Origin of the sequence: Candidatus Nitronauta litoralis, from assembly GCA_015698285.1 — a bacterium.
Classification (GTDB): domain Bacteria; phylum Nitrospinota; class Nitrospinia; order Nitrospinales; family Nitrospinaceae; genus Nitronauta; species Nitronauta litoralis.
This window is the reverse complement of sequence record CP048685.1, coordinates 3,509,166-3,527,095: the sequence shown is the minus strand read 5'-3', so window position 1 is coordinate 3,527,095 and position 17,930 is coordinate 3,509,166. Positions and strand designations below refer to the sequence as shown.

The 17,930-nt window shown below is 45.0% G+C and carries 17 protein-coding genes; 5 read left to right on the top strand and 12 right to left on the bottom strand.

Annotated elements, in window-relative coordinates:
• Positions 1-2: 2 nt before the first annotated feature.
• From G3M70_16120 to G3M70_16100, 5 genes are read right to left on the bottom strand one after another with little or no spacing between them, the layout of a single operon-like run.
• Positions 3-767 carry a methyltransferase domain-containing protein gene (locus G3M70_16120; protein ID QPJ63319.1) on the bottom strand — a complete coding sequence of 255 codons (765 nt, stop codon included), beginning with the start codon at positions 765-767 and terminating at the stop codon, positions 3-5.
• Positions 768-775: 8 nt separating this feature from the next.
• Complete coding sequence (locus G3M70_16115) at positions 776-1,498, bottom strand: class I SAM-dependent methyltransferase (GenBank protein ID QPJ63318.1); 723 nt, start codon at positions 1,496-1,498, stop codon at positions 776-778.
• 34 nt (positions 1,499-1,532) lie between these two features.
• Positions 1,533-3,809 (bottom strand): DUF429 domain-containing protein, encoded by a 2,277-nt coding sequence (locus tag G3M70_16110; protein ID QPJ63317.1) that lies wholly within the window; start codon positions 3,807-3,809, stop codon positions 1,533-1,535.
• Between the two features lie 13 nt (positions 3,810-3,822).
• On the bottom strand, positions 3,823-4,467 hold the full coding sequence (locus G3M70_16105) for a hypothetical protein (protein ID QPJ63316.1): 645 nt from the start codon (positions 4,465-4,467) through the stop codon (positions 3,823-3,825).
• Positions 4,452-5,594, bottom strand: coding sequence for a pyridoxal phosphate-dependent aminotransferase family protein (locus G3M70_16100; protein QPJ63315.1), 1,143 nt, complete (start codon positions 5,592-5,594; stop codon positions 4,452-4,454). The genes G3M70_16105 and G3M70_16100 overlap by 16 nt, the downstream gene beginning before the upstream one ends.
• A gap of 162 nt (positions 5,595-5,756) precedes the next feature.
• Here G3M70_16100 and G3M70_16095 point away from each other — a divergent pair, with 162 nt between their 5' ends.
• Entirely contained in the window at positions 5,757-6,140 is a 384-nt protein-coding gene (locus tag G3M70_16095; GenBank protein ID QPJ63314.1) for a hypothetical protein, read from the top strand.
• Positions 6,141-6,145: 5 nt separating this feature from the next.
• Here the strand turns inward: G3M70_16095 and G3M70_16090 are convergent, their stop codons facing one another.
• The 7 genes from G3M70_16090 to G3M70_16060 all read right to left on the bottom strand — a co-directional run bounded on the left by G3M70_16090 (position 6,146) and on the right by G3M70_16060 (position 14,019).
• Complete coding sequence (locus tag G3M70_16090) at positions 6,146-6,571, bottom strand: DUF1566 domain-containing protein (protein ID QPJ63313.1); 426 nt, start codon at positions 6,569-6,571, stop codon at positions 6,146-6,148.
• A 30-nt stretch (positions 6,572-6,601) separates the two neighbouring features.
• The gene (locus G3M70_16085; protein ID QPJ63312.1) at positions 6,602-7,474 is read right to left on the bottom strand and encodes a hypothetical protein; all 873 of its coding nucleotides are present in this window, start codon (positions 7,472-7,474) and stop codon (positions 6,602-6,604) included.
• 8 nt (positions 7,475-7,482) lie between these two features.
• Complete coding sequence (locus G3M70_16080; GenBank protein QPJ63849.1) at positions 7,483-8,916, bottom strand: anthranilate synthase component I family protein; 1,434 nt, start codon at positions 8,914-8,916, stop codon at positions 7,483-7,485.
• Between the two features lie 95 nt (positions 8,917-9,011).
• Positions 9,012-10,223, bottom strand: a complete 1,212-nt coding sequence (locus G3M70_16075; GenBank protein QPJ63311.1) for an FtsX-like permease family protein — start codon at positions 10,221-10,223, stop codon at positions 9,012-9,014.
• Positions 10,217-10,915: an ABC transporter ATP-binding protein gene (locus tag G3M70_16070; GenBank protein ID QPJ63310.1), complete on the bottom strand. Its 699-nt coding sequence runs from the start codon at positions 10,913-10,915 to the stop codon at positions 10,217-10,219. The genes G3M70_16075 and G3M70_16070 overlap by 7 nt, the downstream gene beginning before the upstream one ends.
• A gap of 6 nt (positions 10,916-10,921) precedes the next feature.
• Complete coding sequence (locus G3M70_16065) at positions 10,922-12,256, bottom strand: efflux RND transporter periplasmic adaptor subunit (protein QPJ63309.1); 1,335 nt, start codon at positions 12,254-12,256, stop codon at positions 10,922-10,924.
• Between the two features lie 2 nt (positions 12,257-12,258).
• Complete coding sequence (locus G3M70_16060; GenBank protein QPJ63308.1) at positions 12,259-14,019, bottom strand: TolC family protein; 1,761 nt, start codon at positions 14,017-14,019, stop codon at positions 12,259-12,261.
• A gap of 301 nt (positions 14,020-14,320) precedes the next feature.
• Between G3M70_16060 and G3M70_16055 the strand changes: the two genes are divergently transcribed.
• The 4 genes from G3M70_16055 (at position 14,321) to G3M70_16040 (ending at position 17,926) form a co-directional block, all read left to right on the top strand.
• The gene (locus tag G3M70_16055; protein ID QPJ63307.1) at positions 14,321-14,983 is read left to right on the top strand and encodes a response regulator; all 663 of its coding nucleotides are present in this window, start codon (positions 14,321-14,323) and stop codon (positions 14,981-14,983) included.
• Positions 14,984-15,097: 114 nt separating this feature from the next.
• Positions 15,098-15,931, top strand: coding sequence for a transketolase (locus G3M70_16050; protein QPJ63848.1), 834 nt, complete (start codon positions 15,098-15,100; stop codon positions 15,929-15,931).
• Positions 15,928-16,884, top strand: a complete 957-nt coding sequence (locus tag G3M70_16045) for a transketolase family protein (GenBank protein ID QPJ63306.1) — start codon at positions 15,928-15,930, stop codon at positions 16,882-16,884. The genes G3M70_16050 and G3M70_16045 overlap by 4 nt, the downstream gene beginning before the upstream one ends.
• A 166-nt stretch (positions 16,885-17,050) precedes the next feature.
• A complete protein-coding gene (locus G3M70_16040; protein ID QPJ63305.1) occupies positions 17,051-17,926 on the top strand; it encodes a PhzF family phenazine biosynthesis protein in 876 nt (291 codons plus the stop codon).
• Positions 17,927-17,930: the final 4 nt, after the last annotated feature.

Genomic DNA, 17,930 nt, shown 5'->3' with positions numbered 1-17,930 from the left:
GATCATAATTTTGATGCTGAAAAATACAGTAATTCCCATTGGGTGTAGACACCCTGATCGGTTTTGAATTCTTCATCATAATCCCGAATCAATTTTTTTAATTCTGAGGGCTTTAGCATTCGTATGGGAGCTGCCCCAATCTGTTGGAGGTTTTTTAAAAGTTCACGGGTACTTGGGAAAAACACGTGGCGCTCTTCAGTTTCCTTGCATGTGATTTTGTATCCTGCAGATTTCAGGGAATTCTCCCAACGTTCCGAAGTTAACAAAAAATTGGGGCTTTCAAGTGAACCCAGATAACGAAATTCCTGCAAAGTTTTTGAACCAAAGGTGTTAAACAGAACGTTTCCATTTTTTTCAAGAAATTGAGTGAATTCGGAGAGGGTTTCCTGCGGGCTTTGAAACCATTGAAAAACAGCATTTCCTGTAATCATCCGGACTTTGGGAAATTTCATGTGCTCAGCATTTCCTAGCAACAGCTCGCATTTCGGAGGCAACGACAGCTGATTTTTTACCGTTTCGAGCATTCCTGGGGCGAGATCATTCAAGTAGAGTTGCTTCGCCTCTTTACTGAGCAAGTGTTTTGTGAAAAAACCAGTTCCACATCCAATTTCCAGGATGGGTTGAGGCAGGGGACAGGGCAGCATGGACGCCAGTCGTTCGGCCATACTTCGCTGTAATTGAGCGTGTCGCTCATAATTCCGGGCATGTTTGGAAAAACTTTCTATGAGTTTTTCTTCATAATCCGGCTTGGGTGCTGATTGTGACATAAGTCTGTTTAACCTGGTTTAATTCCGGAAATCATAAATACGCGAGTGTAAATGCCGCTTGAAACGGCACCCTCAATAATATTCAGTAATCTGCAGACCATTGTCATACCATCCCAAATAAATTTTCGTGAAGTTGAAATGAAGTCAATTGGCGGGGGCCCACAAGGACGGAATTTTATACTTTCAAATCCTGCCTGACGTAATAGTTTCTCAAGGAGGTGGGGGGTATAGCATACCTCATGGGTGAGGTCACCATGAAAAACCGAACCAACCCACGGGCTTTCTCCGTTAGGTGTTTGCAGGATAATACGACCTCCTGGCTCAAGCCTGTTAAAGGAAGAATGAAGAAAATCCAATGCCTCATCCTTGTAAAGGTGTTCAATAAAATCCAAGGCAACGATTGTTTGAAAGTGTTTACTTTCGTTTTTTAAAAATTCAAGCGCGTTGGCCTGCTCAACATTGAAACCCTGTTGTTGCGCTAAAGCAATTTGCTGGGGACTGCTGTCCAGCCCAAACGCTTGGGAATAACCGTTTTCTCTTAATAAGTTCAGAAATAATCCTGAGCCACAGGCCACTTCAAGAACAGGTGCATCCTTTTTTTCTGGAAACCATTGTCTGAGGTAATATGAATAAACCTGCCGGTACCTCTGGATTTCTTCCAAACCTGGAGGAGAGGTTTCTTTGTTTTGGTACTCAGTGTATTTCTCATTCCAGATATTCCGGTATTTCATGAAATCAATCCCAAAGTGGATCGTGATAAAAGCATTATGCCCTGTCAGAAGCGCGCCGCCTGGGGTGTTTGGTAAATGGGATCACTTTCTCCGGGAGATGAATAGTGAAAGTGGAACCTTTCCCATGTTCGCTTTGTACCGTAATGTCGCCTCCCATCATTTGACAAAAACGTCTGCTGATGGAAAGACCCAGACCTGTTCCCCCATATTTTCGAGTGGTAGATGAATCGGCCTGTTTGAACTCCTTAAAGATATTAATCATCTGCTCTTCAGTCATTCCAATTCCGGTATCGGTAACAGAAAATAATATCCACTCTGTATCACCCCTTTTTTCGCGTTTGCAGGACAAAGTGACAGTTCCCCCTTCTGTGAATTTGCAGGCGTTGCCAAGTAAATTAATGACAGTTTGCCGGACACGTGTTTTGTCTGCGGTCATGGAGCCAAGTGCATCCGGTATGAGGGTTTTCAACGAATTTTTGTTTTTATCGAGAAGAGGCTTTATGTTCTGAATAATTTCTTTCAGAAGGGGGTGGATATTAAACGTATCCAGATGAATATCCATTTTTCCTGCTTCAATCTTTGACAAATCAAGAATTTCGTTAATCAATTCAAGCAGAAAACGGGCTGATGAAATAATTTTGATAAGGTCTTCCCCCAGTTCCGGCAATTCACGTTCTTCTGTTTCTTCAAGCAACATTTCGCTGTAACCGATAATGGCATTCATTGGTGTTCTCAACTCATGGCTCATGTTAGCGAGAAACTGGCTCTTGGCCCGGCTGCTCTCCAGGGCTCTATCACGAGCCAAGGCAAGGTCAGCATATCCCTTCTTTACATTTTCTAAAAGTGCTACATGGGTGATTGCCACTGCGGCTTGAGACGCCAGGGATTCGACCAGGCCGACATAATCCTCTGCAAAATGAATAACGCGTTTTTTGTTCTCAGGGTTGCGTGCGTTGAGTAATTGCAAAACCCCGATAACTTTATTTTCGTGATTCTTCATTGGAACTACCAGCATGGATTTTGTCCGGTATCCTGTTTTTTCGTCGAACTTGCGGGGTCCTGTGAAATCGAAAGGTTCATACCGGTAGACATCTGAAATGTTGACGGGCTTTTGTGTCATGGCGACGTAAGCCGAGACATTGGCCTGGTTCATGTCGACCGGGGGAAAAGTGATGGGTTCGCCTGTGATACCGCCCATGCGGATTCCCAGAGATTCGTTTTGAACTATTTTGAAATGGAGCTGGTCGTTTTCAATAATGTAGAGGGTGCCACCATCGGCTTTGGTAAAATTCCGAGCTTCATTAATTATCATTTCGAGAAGTGCGTTTAAATCCTTTTCCCCCGAAAGGGCGCGGCCTATGTCAGAAAGATTTTTTATCTGGGCAAGTAGTTTTTTTATCTGAACTGTACTCGACAGTTCGTCCATAGAGCCCGTGTTATTGTCCGATTTAACCCCTGATCGTTTTCTGATTTGGCCCCTGATCAGACAGGGGTCTACAATCCATCCTTCCGCTTTAATCAATTGATGTTCCGGGTTAGGGATTCCAAAATGAGGTTTACCATTGCGCCATGCCCAGGCTGCCTGGAGTGCGCATAGCAAAGCATCCAACTTGTCTGCCGATGCTTCTGCAATGAGTTCATCCCTGTGAGTGGTATCTATTTCTAATGTTAAATGGAATTCAGTTTGAAACCCTGATGACAGGATTTCATTCAAGATGGTCTCTCGTGCGGTTTCCAGTTTTTGTGTGTCTTTTTTCTTGCTGTCAGTTTTATAGGGGCCGGCAAAACGCCTCGCAATCAAGGCAGGGTATGCTTCGACGGCAAACCGGTTTTCCTTCGGACGGACGTTGCAGGGAACAATGGATATTCCGGAATCTAAAAGGCGAGGAGCTCCCTCCAGGAACATTTTGACGAGGGGAGCCCGAACAAGTTTCAGCGGGCTTTGAGCCCCAGCAAGAGCATCTGTGATGCGTAGCGGTTCTTTTTGTCCCACCTTATTTTTATCTTTAAACCTTTGGACACTGCCTTCAAATCTTCCGGGTTTCCATTTTTTAATTTCCTTGACGTATTGAGGCCAGTTTTCAGGAAGTTTTAGACTTTCAATGAGTGCCTGGGGTTGCCCGAATGGGAAATCAAATCCCGCCATCCATGGACCTTTTTGTTTAAGAAAACTTTCCAGGTCTTCAAATTGGTAGAACTGACGAATTTCCTCAAGATGAAGGACACCACCCTTTTGCAAAGAACAAATAGCAACTGCAAGAGGTTTGGATCTAGTAGGCCGGCTTGTAAAATCAATTCCAAAAATCTTCATATCGAAGTTCTGTTTATAGCTGGAAAGAAGCTGCTAGTGATTGGAGGAGTGGGGCTGGGTGGTGTCCGGCATCTGGAACAACGAGTAGATCGGGAATTAGTTTCCTGAGAGATTGGTAATCAATTAAAGGGTCCTGATCTCCCATGATAGCGATATTCCCGGGCAAATTTTCTGGGTCAATGGACGTATTCTGTAGAAACTCCAATCCCCTAAGCAGAGTGGATGGTTCGATATTTAACTTGAAACTTTTATCGTTTCTATTCACTCCAATCAGCTTCAGGAAATCAAATACCGGACTCTTATCGTTCGGTTTGCGCGTCAGATTCCTTGTGATGTAGTTTAATTGAACGACTGAAATTTTACCACCCAGGTTCATTTCATTTGGAAATCCTAATACTGGGCAAAGAAGGGCCGTTTTTTTTGAAGCTTTCAGGAGGTGGGCATATTTGAGAAGCCAGAGGCTTCCAAGGGAATATCCGATCCAGAGCTCGGCTGAGTTTTGATTTATAAAACTGTGTGCTTCGTTCTCGTCAGCAGGATTTTGAGGATAGAAAGCCTCAACATGTGAATCCGGGAATGCCAGTTTAATTTGACTTTGGAACCAGAGTGAAGGAATGGCCCACCCACAAATGCCGATTATCGTTAAAGGACTCCGCATTGATTCGTCACATTAAGAAACTCATCAAGATGTGAAGAGTTAATTCCTGTGTGAAGGGAAAGCCGAAGGCGTGATTTACCTGGAGGAACAGTTGGAGGGCGAATTGCAGCAACTGCAATACCTGCATCTAAAAGTTGCTCCTGGACTTTTAAAACCTGGTTCGGTTCGTCAAAAATGACCGGGACGATAGGGGAGTCTCCGTCGATGGTTTTGTGTCCTTCTTCCACCAATTGGCTTCTGAAAGATGTTGATAGCTCACGAAGATCCTTCGATTGGTGTCGCGAACATTTAATTTGATCTAATGCAGCCAGAGCAGTGCCAGCTGCTGCTGGGGGCAAAAAGGTTGAGTAAATAAGCTCACCGGAGAAATTGGTGAGATAATCCGTCACCTCTTTAGAGTCTGTTAGTATAAAAGCTCCCATGCTGGCGAAGGATTTTCCCAACGTGCCGACAAGAATATCGACATGCTCCAGCACTTCTGTTTCCTTGGCCAGGCCTTCGCCTTTTGGTCCATACACGCCCAGTGCGTGTGCTTCATCAAGAATCCAAAAGAAGTCATGCTTCTGTTTTAAACGAGCCAGGCGTAAAAGGTCGGGGGAATCTCCATCCATACTGTACAAGCTCTCAGTAAAAACAAATAGCGTTCCATAATCCTTTTGATTTTTTTCGAGAAGTGACTCTAGATGGTCCAGGTCATTATGATGAAAACGATGAAAATTTGTATTTTTTTGACCAAGGGCCTGTGCGATCGAGTGATGGATAAGTCGATCGGTCAGAATCAGGTCGTTTGGCCCCGGTAGATGGTGGACCAATGCCTGATTGGCCATGAAACCTGAATTAAACAGGAGACCTGACTTTTTTCCAATCCACTTCTGCAAGGCAAGAAGGAGTTGATTGTGAAGCAGGCCAAAACCTGTGAGAAGAGGGGAGGCGCCACTTCCTGAGCCATAATCTTCAGTGGCTTTCTGAGAAGCACGAATAATTTCCGGATTTGTTCTCAGGTTAAGGTAATCATTGCTGGATAGATTTATGCGTATTCCTGGGGCAGACGTTATTTTTCTAAACAGACCTGCTTGTTTTCTCTGATCAAGAGCCTGTTGAAGTCGTTTTGTGATATGGGGGTTCAAGAGAGTAAATTATAAAAAAGGAGTTAATAAACTGGTTTGTTCAGTATGCCCGACTGGTCTCGGTGATTAGACAATACCAATGGTCGAAAATATAGATTCGACATTTAAATACAATTGAAAATTATGTTATAAATTCGGGGCCAAGTCAAAAGGGAACCATATATGAGCGATATTCAGGATGAGGGTAAAGTCTGGCTAAGGGGGCAAGTGAAACCCCTTCCAGCTGTAAAATTTGAGGATAGTATTGTCATACCGGACCTGCAGTATGGAGAAATATCTACTGTTTGGGGAGTTGCGCAGGGACTTTGCGTTGATGTCCATATTAAGGAAATGAAAACCCGGATTGCACGGTTATTTCCGAAAGACATCCATGGGGATTCGCCGGGAACTTTATTCAGTGGTTTTGACAACACAAAACACGCTGATATTTTAGCAGCCCTCCCTGATAACAAGGCTGTTTTGGAAAAGACATTCTGTGGGGATGATTACGGAAAAGTAGAACTTATGAGCCCGAAAACATTTTTTGAATTCGCAAACCTGACCTAGTTTGATCAGGACATGTCTCGGACGCCACGTGTGGCATGAAATTCCCTGGTCTGTTTGTCCACAAACTCCGAGGTTCCCTCGCGCAGGTTTACCCGCAAAGCCTGCCCTTCCTCATTTTCTTCACTGGTCCAGAGATATTGACCACCCTTTGGGACAAACACAGGTGCTATGTGCAGTACTTCTCCCTCATGATCAAGGCAGTTGAGTTCAGGTACATAGAGTGACAATGCTTCTTCTTTGGTCGGTAAACGCCAATCCGAAAACCCTCCAGCATAAACGTGGCACATGGTGAGAATGTAATTTTTTGCCTCCTCCCAGTTAACCCATTTGCCCAGGTCCCCCTGAGAATCTTTTGGTAACCAGAATTTTTTATGCAGCTTATCGCTGATTAGGCCTGACGGATTGTCCTGAAAACGTTCTTCTGTTGTCATGAGTTCCTTCCTGAATTTAAAGGCCGAAGGTTAGCATGATCCCATTTCGGTATCAAATATTTTGAGATACGATTCTCGGATGCGGCACGTCACCGGTCCGGGTGAGCCGTCTCCAACTGTTTGGCCATCAAATGAGGTGACTGGCAAAACCCCGATTCCTGTATTTGTTAGAAATATCTCATTTGCCTTGAATCCCTCATCATGAGATAAATCGCGATCGTTAAATGAAATTCCCTCATTCCTGGAGGTCTCGCGAATAAGGCGCCGGGTGATTCCATCCATCACAAAGGGCCCGAGGGTTGGGGTGTGAATCGCTTTATTTTGTACCAGAAAGATGTTGGTGACGGTTCCTTCTGTCAGGAAACCCTGCGGGGTAAGCGCGATTGCTTCATAGCACTTCCGTTCTTCAGCCTTTTTCTTGAGTAAAATATTAACGAGGTAGTTGGTGGTTTTAATTCGATGATTTGACAAACTTGTGATTGCTGCGCTATTGGGGATCGTGCAGATAGAAACGCCTTTGCTGTAGAAGTTCTCAGGAGGTGGCTGATAAGGCCTGACCACGACCACCAGAGTTGCGCTGGTAAATGGGCTGGGAAGTAATCCCGGTTCATCTTCACCGCGGGTAAGTTGCACCCGGACAATAGCATCCTCCAGTTCATTTTTATCGAGAGTTTGGTGAATTCGTTTTTCAATTTCCTGGATGGAAATCGGTAGAGGAATGTCGAGTTCTTCCGCAGCTTTTAACAGCCTTTCCATGTGTGCTTGTAAGCGAAAAACAGAGTTGCGTCTGGCGCGAAGTGTTTCAAACAATCCGTCTCCATACATAAAACCCCTGTCTTTTACAGAAAGGCGCGCATTTTCAATGTCTAAAAACTCTCCATTAACATTTACGATGAGTTGCATAATAGAGCTTACGTGAGTGCCTGAACCAAGGCGGCAGCTTTTGATAACGACTCTTTGTACTCAGTGTCAGGATCAGAATCGGCCACTATTCCCGCTCCCGCATGAAAACTAGCTACCCCGTCTTTTAAAAGAATGGTCCGGATAAGAATGTTCAGGTCCAGATGAGGGCCATACCCAATATATCCCATGGAACCACAATAGATTCCCCGCCTGACAGGCTCAAGTTCTTCTATGATTTCCATGCATCTGATTTTTGGACAACCTGTAATGGTGCCTCCGGGGAATACTGCCGTCAAAATATCTTTCAGGTTGGTTCCCTGTTTTAGTTTTCCCTGAACGTTAGAGACAATATGGTGGACATGTGAGTATTGCTCACGATTCATTAGCTCTGTTACTTCTACAGTACCGTATTCACATATCCGACCCAGATCGTTGCGTTCAAGATCAACCAGCATTAAATGTTCCGCACGTTCCTTTTCATTGAGCAGCAATTCCTGGGACAACAAGCCATCCTCTTTATGGGAAGCTCCTCGCGGTCTGGTTCCCGCTATTGGCCGGGTTTCTATCTTCCCGTTCTCCACCTTTACCAGGCGCTCGGGAGAAGAACTAACCAGAGCTCCTTCCGGAAAATAGAATAGACCTCCAAAAGGGGAGGGGTTGACCATTTTTAAATTTTGATAAAGGTCGGAAGGTTTGCCGTCATAGGGTTTTTCAAAACGTTGAGCAAGGTTGGCCTGATAAATATCTCCATCTTCTATGTATTTTTTAGCTTTATGAACACTATCGCAGTATTCCCATTGTGAGCTGTCTGTTTGCGGAGAATTGGAAGAAATAACCGGGTTTTTACTATTAAGTTTTGGAGTTGGGCAATCTTCAAGGACTTTCTCAATCCTTTGCCACAATGTGTTCATTGCGTCTATGGTGGAGCTGTAACTTTGAAAACAGGCGGTATCTGTTTTCAAAGTTAAAATCACCTTTAAAATTTCCAGTTGGTGATCGTAAACGAGCAGGGTTCCTGTTTCAGCCAGGAACAGATCCGGGATTGAATCCGTGTTGTTTTTCTTTAGGTCTACTGGTTCGAGAAAACAGATGGTTTCATAAGAAAAGAATCCGACCCATCCTCCCCAGAAATGTGGAGCGTAAGGAATATTATTTTCACCAAAATCAAAATTAATTTTCTGCAAAATTGAATCAAAAGAGCAGATTGAATTTTCATCCAGTCTCAGAAAGTTTCCATTGGATTCACCCAGGAAAGAAAAACGAGCGGTGGATTCAGGGCCCTTGCCACTTTCTAAAAGGAACGTTCCCACATCCCCTGCGAATAATTCTGAAAACAAAAGGAAAGGGTCCAGGTTTCTGACTTTTCTTTGCGCGATCAGAGGTAGACGTGAATTAGCTTTTCTCAAGTCGAGAAAACTATTCCAGTCGGGGAGAATTTCTATTTGGGTTGATCGCGTTTCAAGCATGGCCGCGATTATAAATCACAGTTGAGGGAATAAAAAGAATGGAAAAATTTAATTTTTACCGGGGAGAAATTTTATTCGTAACGCAAGGCATCGATTGGATTCAGGTTCGCGGCTTTGTTGGCGGGATAAAATCCGAAAAAAACTCCAATACCCACAGAAAACCCAAATGCCAGCATTATTGAATTTATCGAGACGATGGTATCCCAGCCGCTCATCTGCGAAACGATCCGGGAAATACCCAGGCCGATGAGGACCCCGATACCACCTCCAAGAACACTGACCACAACCGATTCGATAAGAAACTGTTTTCTGATTTCCCGCTTACGGGCGCCAATGGCAATGCGAATTCCAATTTCACGTGTGCGCTCCGTAACTGACACGAGCATAATGTTCATGATGCCGATGCCGCCAACCATCAGGGAAATGGCTGCGATTCCACCGAGCAGGTATTGAAAAGTTTTTGCAGCGTTTCCCCAACTGTTCAGCCATTCTGCAGAATTTTGCACGTGGAAGTCGTTTTCCTTGTCCTCCGGAATATTGTGTCGTCTGCGCAACAGGGCCTCAATATCCGCTTTGATGGTTTCAATGTCTTCGATGTTCTCAGCCTGGATATCTATGGTCTGTAAATAATCCTGGCCAAACTGCCTTTTTTGAGCGGTGGTTACTGGAATGAACACCTGGTCATCAGGGTCAAACCAGCTTAATGCTCCTTTGGCTACCGTTGTCCCGATAATAAGGTAATTATTTCCGTTGATCTTTAAAGTTTCACCTATGGGGTCAACCGCTCCTCCAAACAGGTTTTTAACAACCGTTGCCCCCAGAACGGCCACACGGCGCGATGTGTTGACCTCTTGCATGTTAAAAAACCGGCCTTTGTCCATTTGATAGTTTGCAAGACGGGCATATTCTCTTCCAGTACCCCGGATCGTTGATGAACTGTTTTTATTTCCAAATTTGATCTGGGCTCCCTTGTACACCTGGGCGGCAACCCCAGTGATTAACCCGATATGTTCTTCGATTGCTTTGGCATCTTCAAAGGTTAGGGTCTCTACCTGTCCACTTCTGACATGCCTTGATTTTTTTTCTCCAGGACGTACCGAAATGATATTCGTTCCAAATTTGGAAATGGTAGACAAGGTTTCCCGTTTTGCACCTTCACCAATCGAAATCATGGAGATTACGGATGCCACACCAATGATAATTCCCAATGCAGTCAGGAATGTTCGCATTTTATTTGCAACGAGGCTCCGCACGGCCATTTTAAATAGGTCAAATATCAGCATGTCGCCGCTTCCTTTTTAGCCCTGGCTGTGGGTTTATCGGACAATATCTCTCCATCTTTTAAGGTGATAATACGGTGGGCGTATTCAGCGATGTGAGGTTCATGTGTGACCAGGATGAGGGTGACGCCTTCTGTGTGCAACCGGGTAAACATTCCCATTATTTCTTCGCCTGTCCGGGAATCCAGGTTTCCAGTTGGCTCGTCTGCGAGAATGATAGAAGGATTGTTGACCAGAGCTCTTGCAATGGCCACACGTTGGCGTTCGCCACCTGAAAGCTCATTAGGCTTATGACGTGAACGAGCCTCCAGACCGACGCGCTCAAGCGCTTTCAGGGACTTTTCCCGTGAATCCGAAACGCGTCCATAAAGAAGAGGCAGTTCTACATTTTCAAGCGCAGAGGACCTGGGCAGGAGATTGAAGCTCTGGAACACAAATCCGATTTTACGATTGCGAACTTCTGCCAGTGAGTCTGCGTTGAGGGTTTTGACGTCAATATCATCCAGGAGATAAGTCCCGCCAGTGGGTTGGTCCAGGCAACCCAGTAAATTCATCAGGGTGGACTTGCCGCTACCGGATTGGCCCATGATAGCCACCCACTCTCCTTCATTGATTCTGAAAGTGGTACTTTTTAGGGCCACTACCTGTTGGTTGCCTAGCTGGTAGCTCTTGGAAAGTTCCAGTGCCTCTATCATGCGGGATTATTTTCGTGACAGGATGAACAATATTCTTTTCATAGTAGACATTTTACCGGAGTTTTTCTTGTACTCCTCAAGTAATTTTTCCCAGTCGCCTACTAAAACTTCCTGATCTTTGGAGACACCTTTTTTAATTTCAATGTGAATCGGATTGAGGATTCCGGTTTCAACTGTGACCTCTTTGGGCAAACCCGCTTCAAGAATGGCCACAAATGACCTGCCGTCCTTGTCCTGGACAGCTTCCCGGGGAAGGAATAAGGAGTTTTCCAGCTCTTTGGAAATAATGTCCACATTCGCAGACATCATGGGTTTTAGAATCTTCCGGCCTTTTCCGAGTATTTCAATTTTGACTTTGAACAGGGTGATGCTGTTTTCAACAACCCCCTTGGGTGCAATGCGGGTCACCCGGCCCTTGAAGGTTTTTCCCTGAAAAGCATCGGTGGTAATGGAAACCGGGTGTCCAACGCGTACGGATCCGATATCGGTCTCGTCCACATCGGCAATGATAAAAATGCGACTAAGATCCGCTACCTTGGAGAGGGGAGTCCCACCGGAGACATTCGAAATACCGGATGAAATAATCTGCCCCTGCTCAACCAGTTTTTCAATAAGCGTCCCGGAAATGGGTGCATAAATATCGGTTTCTGAAAGTCGCTCCTGGGCTTCAGCCAGGGTGATTTCGGCCTGGGTGACGTCGGCTTTTGCCAGTTCGATTTCGTTTTCCTTGACAGTGATATCGTGAATGGAATCTTTGGCAACCATCAAAAGGGCGCGCGCCTGAATGAGGGACTCCTGGCTCACCTTAAAGGAGGTTTCCGCAATATCTAGAGACTCCTGAGCAACAATCTTTTCCTTGAACAGGTTTCGCTGGCGTTCCAGTTTATCCTTCGCCTCTTTCAGATTGGCAATGGATTCTTCAACACGGGATTCAGCGGTTTTAAGATCGGTTTTATACTTAGATTTTTGTAGCAGGAGAGTAATTTCGGCGCGCCTCAATTTTGCCATTGCGCTGTCGAGTTCGGCCTGAGCTCTTGCGACATTCCGGTCCTCATCCGATTTGTCCAGCTTGAGCAATAATTGATCTTTTTTTACTGTGTCGCCTTCTTCAAAAGGGAACTCCAAAACTTCACCACTTGCCTTGGACTTTACTTCAACTTCGAAATTGGGTTCGACGACTCCTGTGGCCGTTACTTTGACTTTAAGGGTTCCAAATTTAACGGGAGTTGTTTTCCAGGAAATATCGGGAGGAGAGTCTGGTTTCTCATTTTCACTGAGAACAAACAGTGCTCCGGCAACTATGAAAAGGAGAAGCAGCCCTAGCCAGAGTTTTTTTTTCATATTTATTTTGCGCGACTGTCCAGGCTGATGTTGTGTGCTGTCAGGGTAGAGGCTTTAACTTTCTTGAAATTACTGAGGGACTTTTTATAATCGATTATTGCTTTCAACTCCCGACTCTCTTGTTCCGCAAGATCCGTTTGAAACTCCAGGACCTCGAAGCTGGTGGAGAGGCCTACGGCAAACTTTTTTTCTTCTGCAGCCAGTTTTTCTTCGGCGAGTCGCCTTGCGACCCTTGCGGCATGAACCCGCTTGATATCGGTCAGGATCTGGCGGGATGCCTGTCGGACTTCGACAACGATCGATTTTTCCAGATCCTTTATTTCGAGTAAAAGCTGGGCTGCCTGAAGTCGGGAAGCAGTGAGCCTGCTTTCGGCCGCGCGATTGCCTATTGGATAGTTGAGTAGTAAACCAACCTCCCAATTCTTAAAGTCCCCGGAGAAAACGTCATCCAGACTTTGGCCATAGTTTCCCCCAAAGCGACTGCGTACTGAACCACCGCCAAACTGTTGGATAGAACCGGCAGTTCCGCTCAATCCATTCAGTCCGAAGGTTCCAACCAGATCCAGGGAAGGATAGAGCTGGTTTTCGTTAAATTTCACGTTGATATTTTGATTCTCCAGTTCCTTTTTTCGAACAAGGAAATCGGGACGGTTTTCCAATGCTTCGGTAATGGCTTCACTCAGGACAATCTTTTTGCCTAACATAAAATCCGCAGGATCAAGAGGTTTAAATTCTTTCTTCCCCTCCTGCGAGTCAAAATTAATATTCATGATGTTTTTGAGCTGATCTTCTGCATCGGCGATGGCTTTTTCTGCAAGGAGAACCCCTTCTTCACGGGAGGCCACTTCAGATTGGGCCTGCAGAATTTCTATGGGGGCAAGGGTTCCCACCCTGACCTGAGCCCGAACGCGGCGTTCCAGATCCTGGGCTCGTTTAACCGATTGTTTTTTGACCTTGAGATCTTCACGGGTAAAAACGAGATCCCAATAAGTATTCTCGGCGTTAGTGATGATGTCGATCACACCGGATTTGAATTCGTACTCGGAAATATCCAGATTGTTCTGAGCTATGAAAATATCTTTCTTATTGGTATCAATCCCGAAATTTTTTAATAGGGGTTGGGTCACATTGACCTCAACACGAGAGGTGTACTGAGGGTTTAATCCTGCGAATGCGGAGTTGGTTTCATCCCGAAAACCTGTGTAGTTAAGTTCATATTGAGTTCCCGTCACCAGCTTCTGGGAAAGACCTACTTTCCAGCTTTGTCGCTCATTGTTGCTGATATCGGGTGCAGCAAAAGCCGACGCGATCTGCGATTCGTTTTCGTTTGCCCGACCCTCAATTACTATGGAAGGATCGAATACCGCATCCTGGCCAGTAATTTCCTGTTGTCTGATCCCGGTTTGATATTCTTGTACTGCAATCGCAACATTATTTTGGAGGGTAATACTGAGTACGTCTCTCAAGCCCAGGAGGCGCTCTTCAGGGGCATCTATGCTCTGATCAATTGTTTGAATCGAAGCCGCAGAACCAGTCTTTTTTTGATCCCCATTGAGATCTACTATCAGGGCAGGGGAGGGAGCCTCTCCTTTTTCACTTTTAGTATTTTTTATGGGTTGAGATTGACTGGCCGCCGAATCATAAGCTGGCAGGTCCGTTTCTTTTAAAGAAATGGATGAGCCAGAAGCTGTGGAATTGAACAAAATTAACGTCAGTCCAAAACAAACGGGCACCGGCCTGAAAACCCTAAAAATCGGGTGCATGGAAACTCCGCTGAAATAATGAATTTGATTAAGATAACTTATTATAATCGAAGGGGTTAAAGAAAAGAAGTCCATAATAAAAAAAAGTTAAAAAACTATAAATTTGTTAAAAAAGGAGCTAACTATAAATAAAAAAAGGGCTTGATAATCTATTTGTTTGTATTTATGGAGCTTAGAAGGTTTTTGTGGTTTTGGGTTTGATTCTCGAGAATTAACCTGTTAATTTACATTGAATGTAAAGTGGAATTGTTTGGGACCAAAATGGGGACCCAATTACGGCTAAAATACTTTGGAGATATTGATGGCCCGCAAAGACAATCTTGATTTTGAAAAAGTAACGGCAGCGGATATTTTGCTTGTGGTTCCTATCACAAGAAAGACTTTATGGTTATGGCAGAAGAAATATCAGTTTTTCCCTGACCCGATTAAGGTTGCCCATCCGGGGGGGAAGGGGATTGTGGGCTACTATCCCGCCTGGGTGAGGGAACGATGTAAACGCGTTTACTCCCTTCAAAAGAGTGGTTACACCATAACCATGATTCAGGAAATATTGAAGAAGGAGGAAGTTGAGAAGTCTGCCCGTAAGGTATTGATTGTGGATGATGAAAAGAAGTTCACTCAACTCATGAAAAAATATTTTGAGAAAAACGGGTTTCAGGTTGATGTGGCCTATGATGGCCTCAATGCAGGTTTGAAAGCCGCTGAATTCAAACCCAATATTATTTTATTGGATATCAACCTGCCGGGTCTGAATGGTCTTGAAGTTTGCCGCCATTTAAAAAGTAACCCACGCACCCAGAACACCCGGATCCTGGTTATTTCAGCCAGCCTGCAATATACCCTTGAAGAGGTGACTGAGGCGGGTGGCGATGGATTTATGAAAAAGCCTGTGAATTTTCAAGAGGTTATTGCGCATTGTGACGGCCTGATGGACAAGGGCGGCGATACTTTTTTGAATAATTAGTAACTGTTTTCACCCTGTATTTTCTTCCATCATAATATTTTCCAAAAAATTTCCTGTTAAATTTTTTTCAATTGCCTTAAGCTTAGCCCTCACGGATTTTGCCGTTAACAGGAGATTATAATGACGGTTTGTACAGACGATATTGCCTCTCTTGAAAAAGAGGCCAAGGAAGTCCGCAAGGACAGCTTGAAGCTTATTCACCAAGCGGGTTCGGGCCATCCTGGAGGAAGCCTCTCCGGGGCAGACATACTCACCGCCCTGTATTTTGGCGGAATAATGAAATACGATTCGAACAACCCAAAAGATCCTTCCCGGGACCGTTTTGTGTTGAGCAAAGGCCATGTTACCGGGCTTTTGTATACGGTGCTTTCACGGGCTGGCTTTTTCCCAAAAGAAGACCTTGCAGGCTATCGGAAAATAAACAGCGAGAGCAATTTATCCGGCCATCCTCATCCCAAAACTCCTGGCGTCGAAATTGCCACGGGCAGCCTTGGACAGGGATTGAGTGTTGCCAATGGGATAGCCCTTTCGGCCAGGTTGGATAATCTGAATTTTAAAGTTTACTGTTTGCTTGGGGATGGTGAATTGCAGGAGGGGCAGGTGTGGGAAGCTGCAATGTCGGCCCAGAAATTCAAGACCAATAACCTGGTGGCCATTGTGGATTTTAATAAGGTCGCACAGGATAACATCACCAAAGATTTAAAGGACTTGGAGCCTTTAGAAGAAAAATGGGCCTCTTTTGGATGGGAAGTTATCAGGATTGACGGCCACAATATGGCGGAAGTGATGGGAGCGTTGCAAAAGCCTCTGGATGCAACGCGCCCCAGAGTCATTATTGCGGATACGGTAAAAGGTAAGGGAGTCAGTTTCATGGAAGGTAAAACCGCCTGGCATGGGGTGGCTCCAGGAGACGAGGATCTGGAACGCGCACTTAAGGAGTTGGAATGAAAGACGGAGCAACCCGGGACGGCTACGGAGCCGCCTTACAGGATTTTGGAGAAAATCCCAAAGTAGTGGTACTGGATGCTGGAGTGAGTGACAGTACTCGTTCCAAAAAATTTGGAGACAAATTTCCTGACCGTTTCTTCAATATGGGAATTAGTGAAGGTGATATGGTCTGTACCGCTGCAGGGCTGGCCACAGCCGGAAAGGTGGCTTTTGCAACCAGTTTTGCCTGCTTTTTACTGGGAAGAACAATGGATCAGGTTCTGGTTAGCGTTGCTTATTCCAATACCAACGTGAAACTTGTGGGAACTCATACTGGAATTGCGGTGGGCCCGGATGGTCCAACGGCCCAGATGATAGTGGACTTGGCTTATACTCGGGCCATGCCAAACCTGACCGTGATTCAACCTGCGGATTACGAAGAGGCTTATCAGGCAACTAAGGTATTGATTGATCATGAAGGTCCTGTGTACTTCAGGCTGGGCCGGCCAAAAGTAAAAGGCCTGTATGATTCAAATTATAAATTTGAAATTGGAAAAGGCCACACAATTCAGGAAGGTTCTGATGCCGTAATTTTTGCATCCGGGGTGATGGTTCAGGAATCTCTGAAGGCTGCCGAGCAATTGAGAGCTGAAGCAGTGGATGTAAGCGTCGTGAACATTTCCACCATAAAACCTCTGGATCACAATCTGGTTGCTGAGCAGGCTAGAAAAACCGGTGCTGTAGTCACCGCTGAAGATCACAACGTAATAGGTGGTCTTGGAGATGCGATTCTGGATTCACTTGCCAGTCAGGATATTTCCGTGCCGGTCCGAAAAGTGGGGGTACGGGATACTTTCGCTGAGACTGGATCACAGGACCAGCTATTCGAAAAATACGGCCTTTCTTCGTCCAACATAGTTTCCCAGGTAAAAGAGGTTATCGGGAAAAAATCAGCTTCTAAAGCATCCGTCTAAGGTTGTATTAATTTCCCCTAAAACCCGGATCGTTTGGGTTCTTTTCACTCATTATAATTATTTAACATAATATATGTTATGGGAACTTGGCTTTTGGGGTAATATACAAGTATTTGATTTATTAGAGTCTAACCTTGATTTCCCTGTTTTGACCCGAGACTCCTGAATGCGGCGTTCCTTCCAATTCTTCCAAATCGATGTCTTCACCGATAAGCCTCTGAGTGGAAACCCGCTTGCGGTATTTCCGGATGCTAAAGGGTTGAACTCACACCAAATGCAAAAAATTGCAGCTGAGATGAACCTGTCTGAGACTACGTTCGTATTTCCATCAACCAAACCGGAAGCTGATTTTGACGTCCGTATTTTCACTCCTGGAAAGGAAATTCCATTTGGCGGCCACCCGACTCTGGGGACTGCCGAGGTCTTGAAATATCTGGCGGGCGATTTCATGCCTTCATTGTGTTTCAATATGGGGGTCGGTAATGTGCCTGTTGAATGGGAAAACGGCTTTTGTTTTATGCAACAACCTGAGCCAGAATTTTCCTCCCCTCTTCCGGAAACATCCTTAGCCGCCGAAGCTCTTGGCCTTCCTTTAGAATCCCTCCATGCTACATTACCTGTCCAGGAAGTAAGTACAGGTTTTCCTGCCCTGATGATTCCTCTCAAAGACATAAATTCTGTTAAAAAAATTGAACTTAATCTTCATGCTTTGAAAAAAATTCTGCGCTCACTGGACCTTGTGTATCCTTTCTGTATTGTTTCAGAAAATAAGGATTGTCAGGTCCATGCAAGGAGCTTTGCGCCTTTTATTGGGATTCCAGAAGATCCTGCCACTGGAAGTGTTGCGGGGGCTTTGGGGGCTTACCTGCTGCATTATGGAATCCTTGGTAAGGATTCCATTTCCATTTCAATTGAGCAAGGTGTTGAGATGGGACGTGCTTCAGAAATTCGAGTTGAAGCAAAACGGGATGGAGGGGTGATCGGATCTATTAGGGTCGGGGGAAAATCGCAAATTGTCATAGAAGGCCAATTGCAGCTTTAACTTG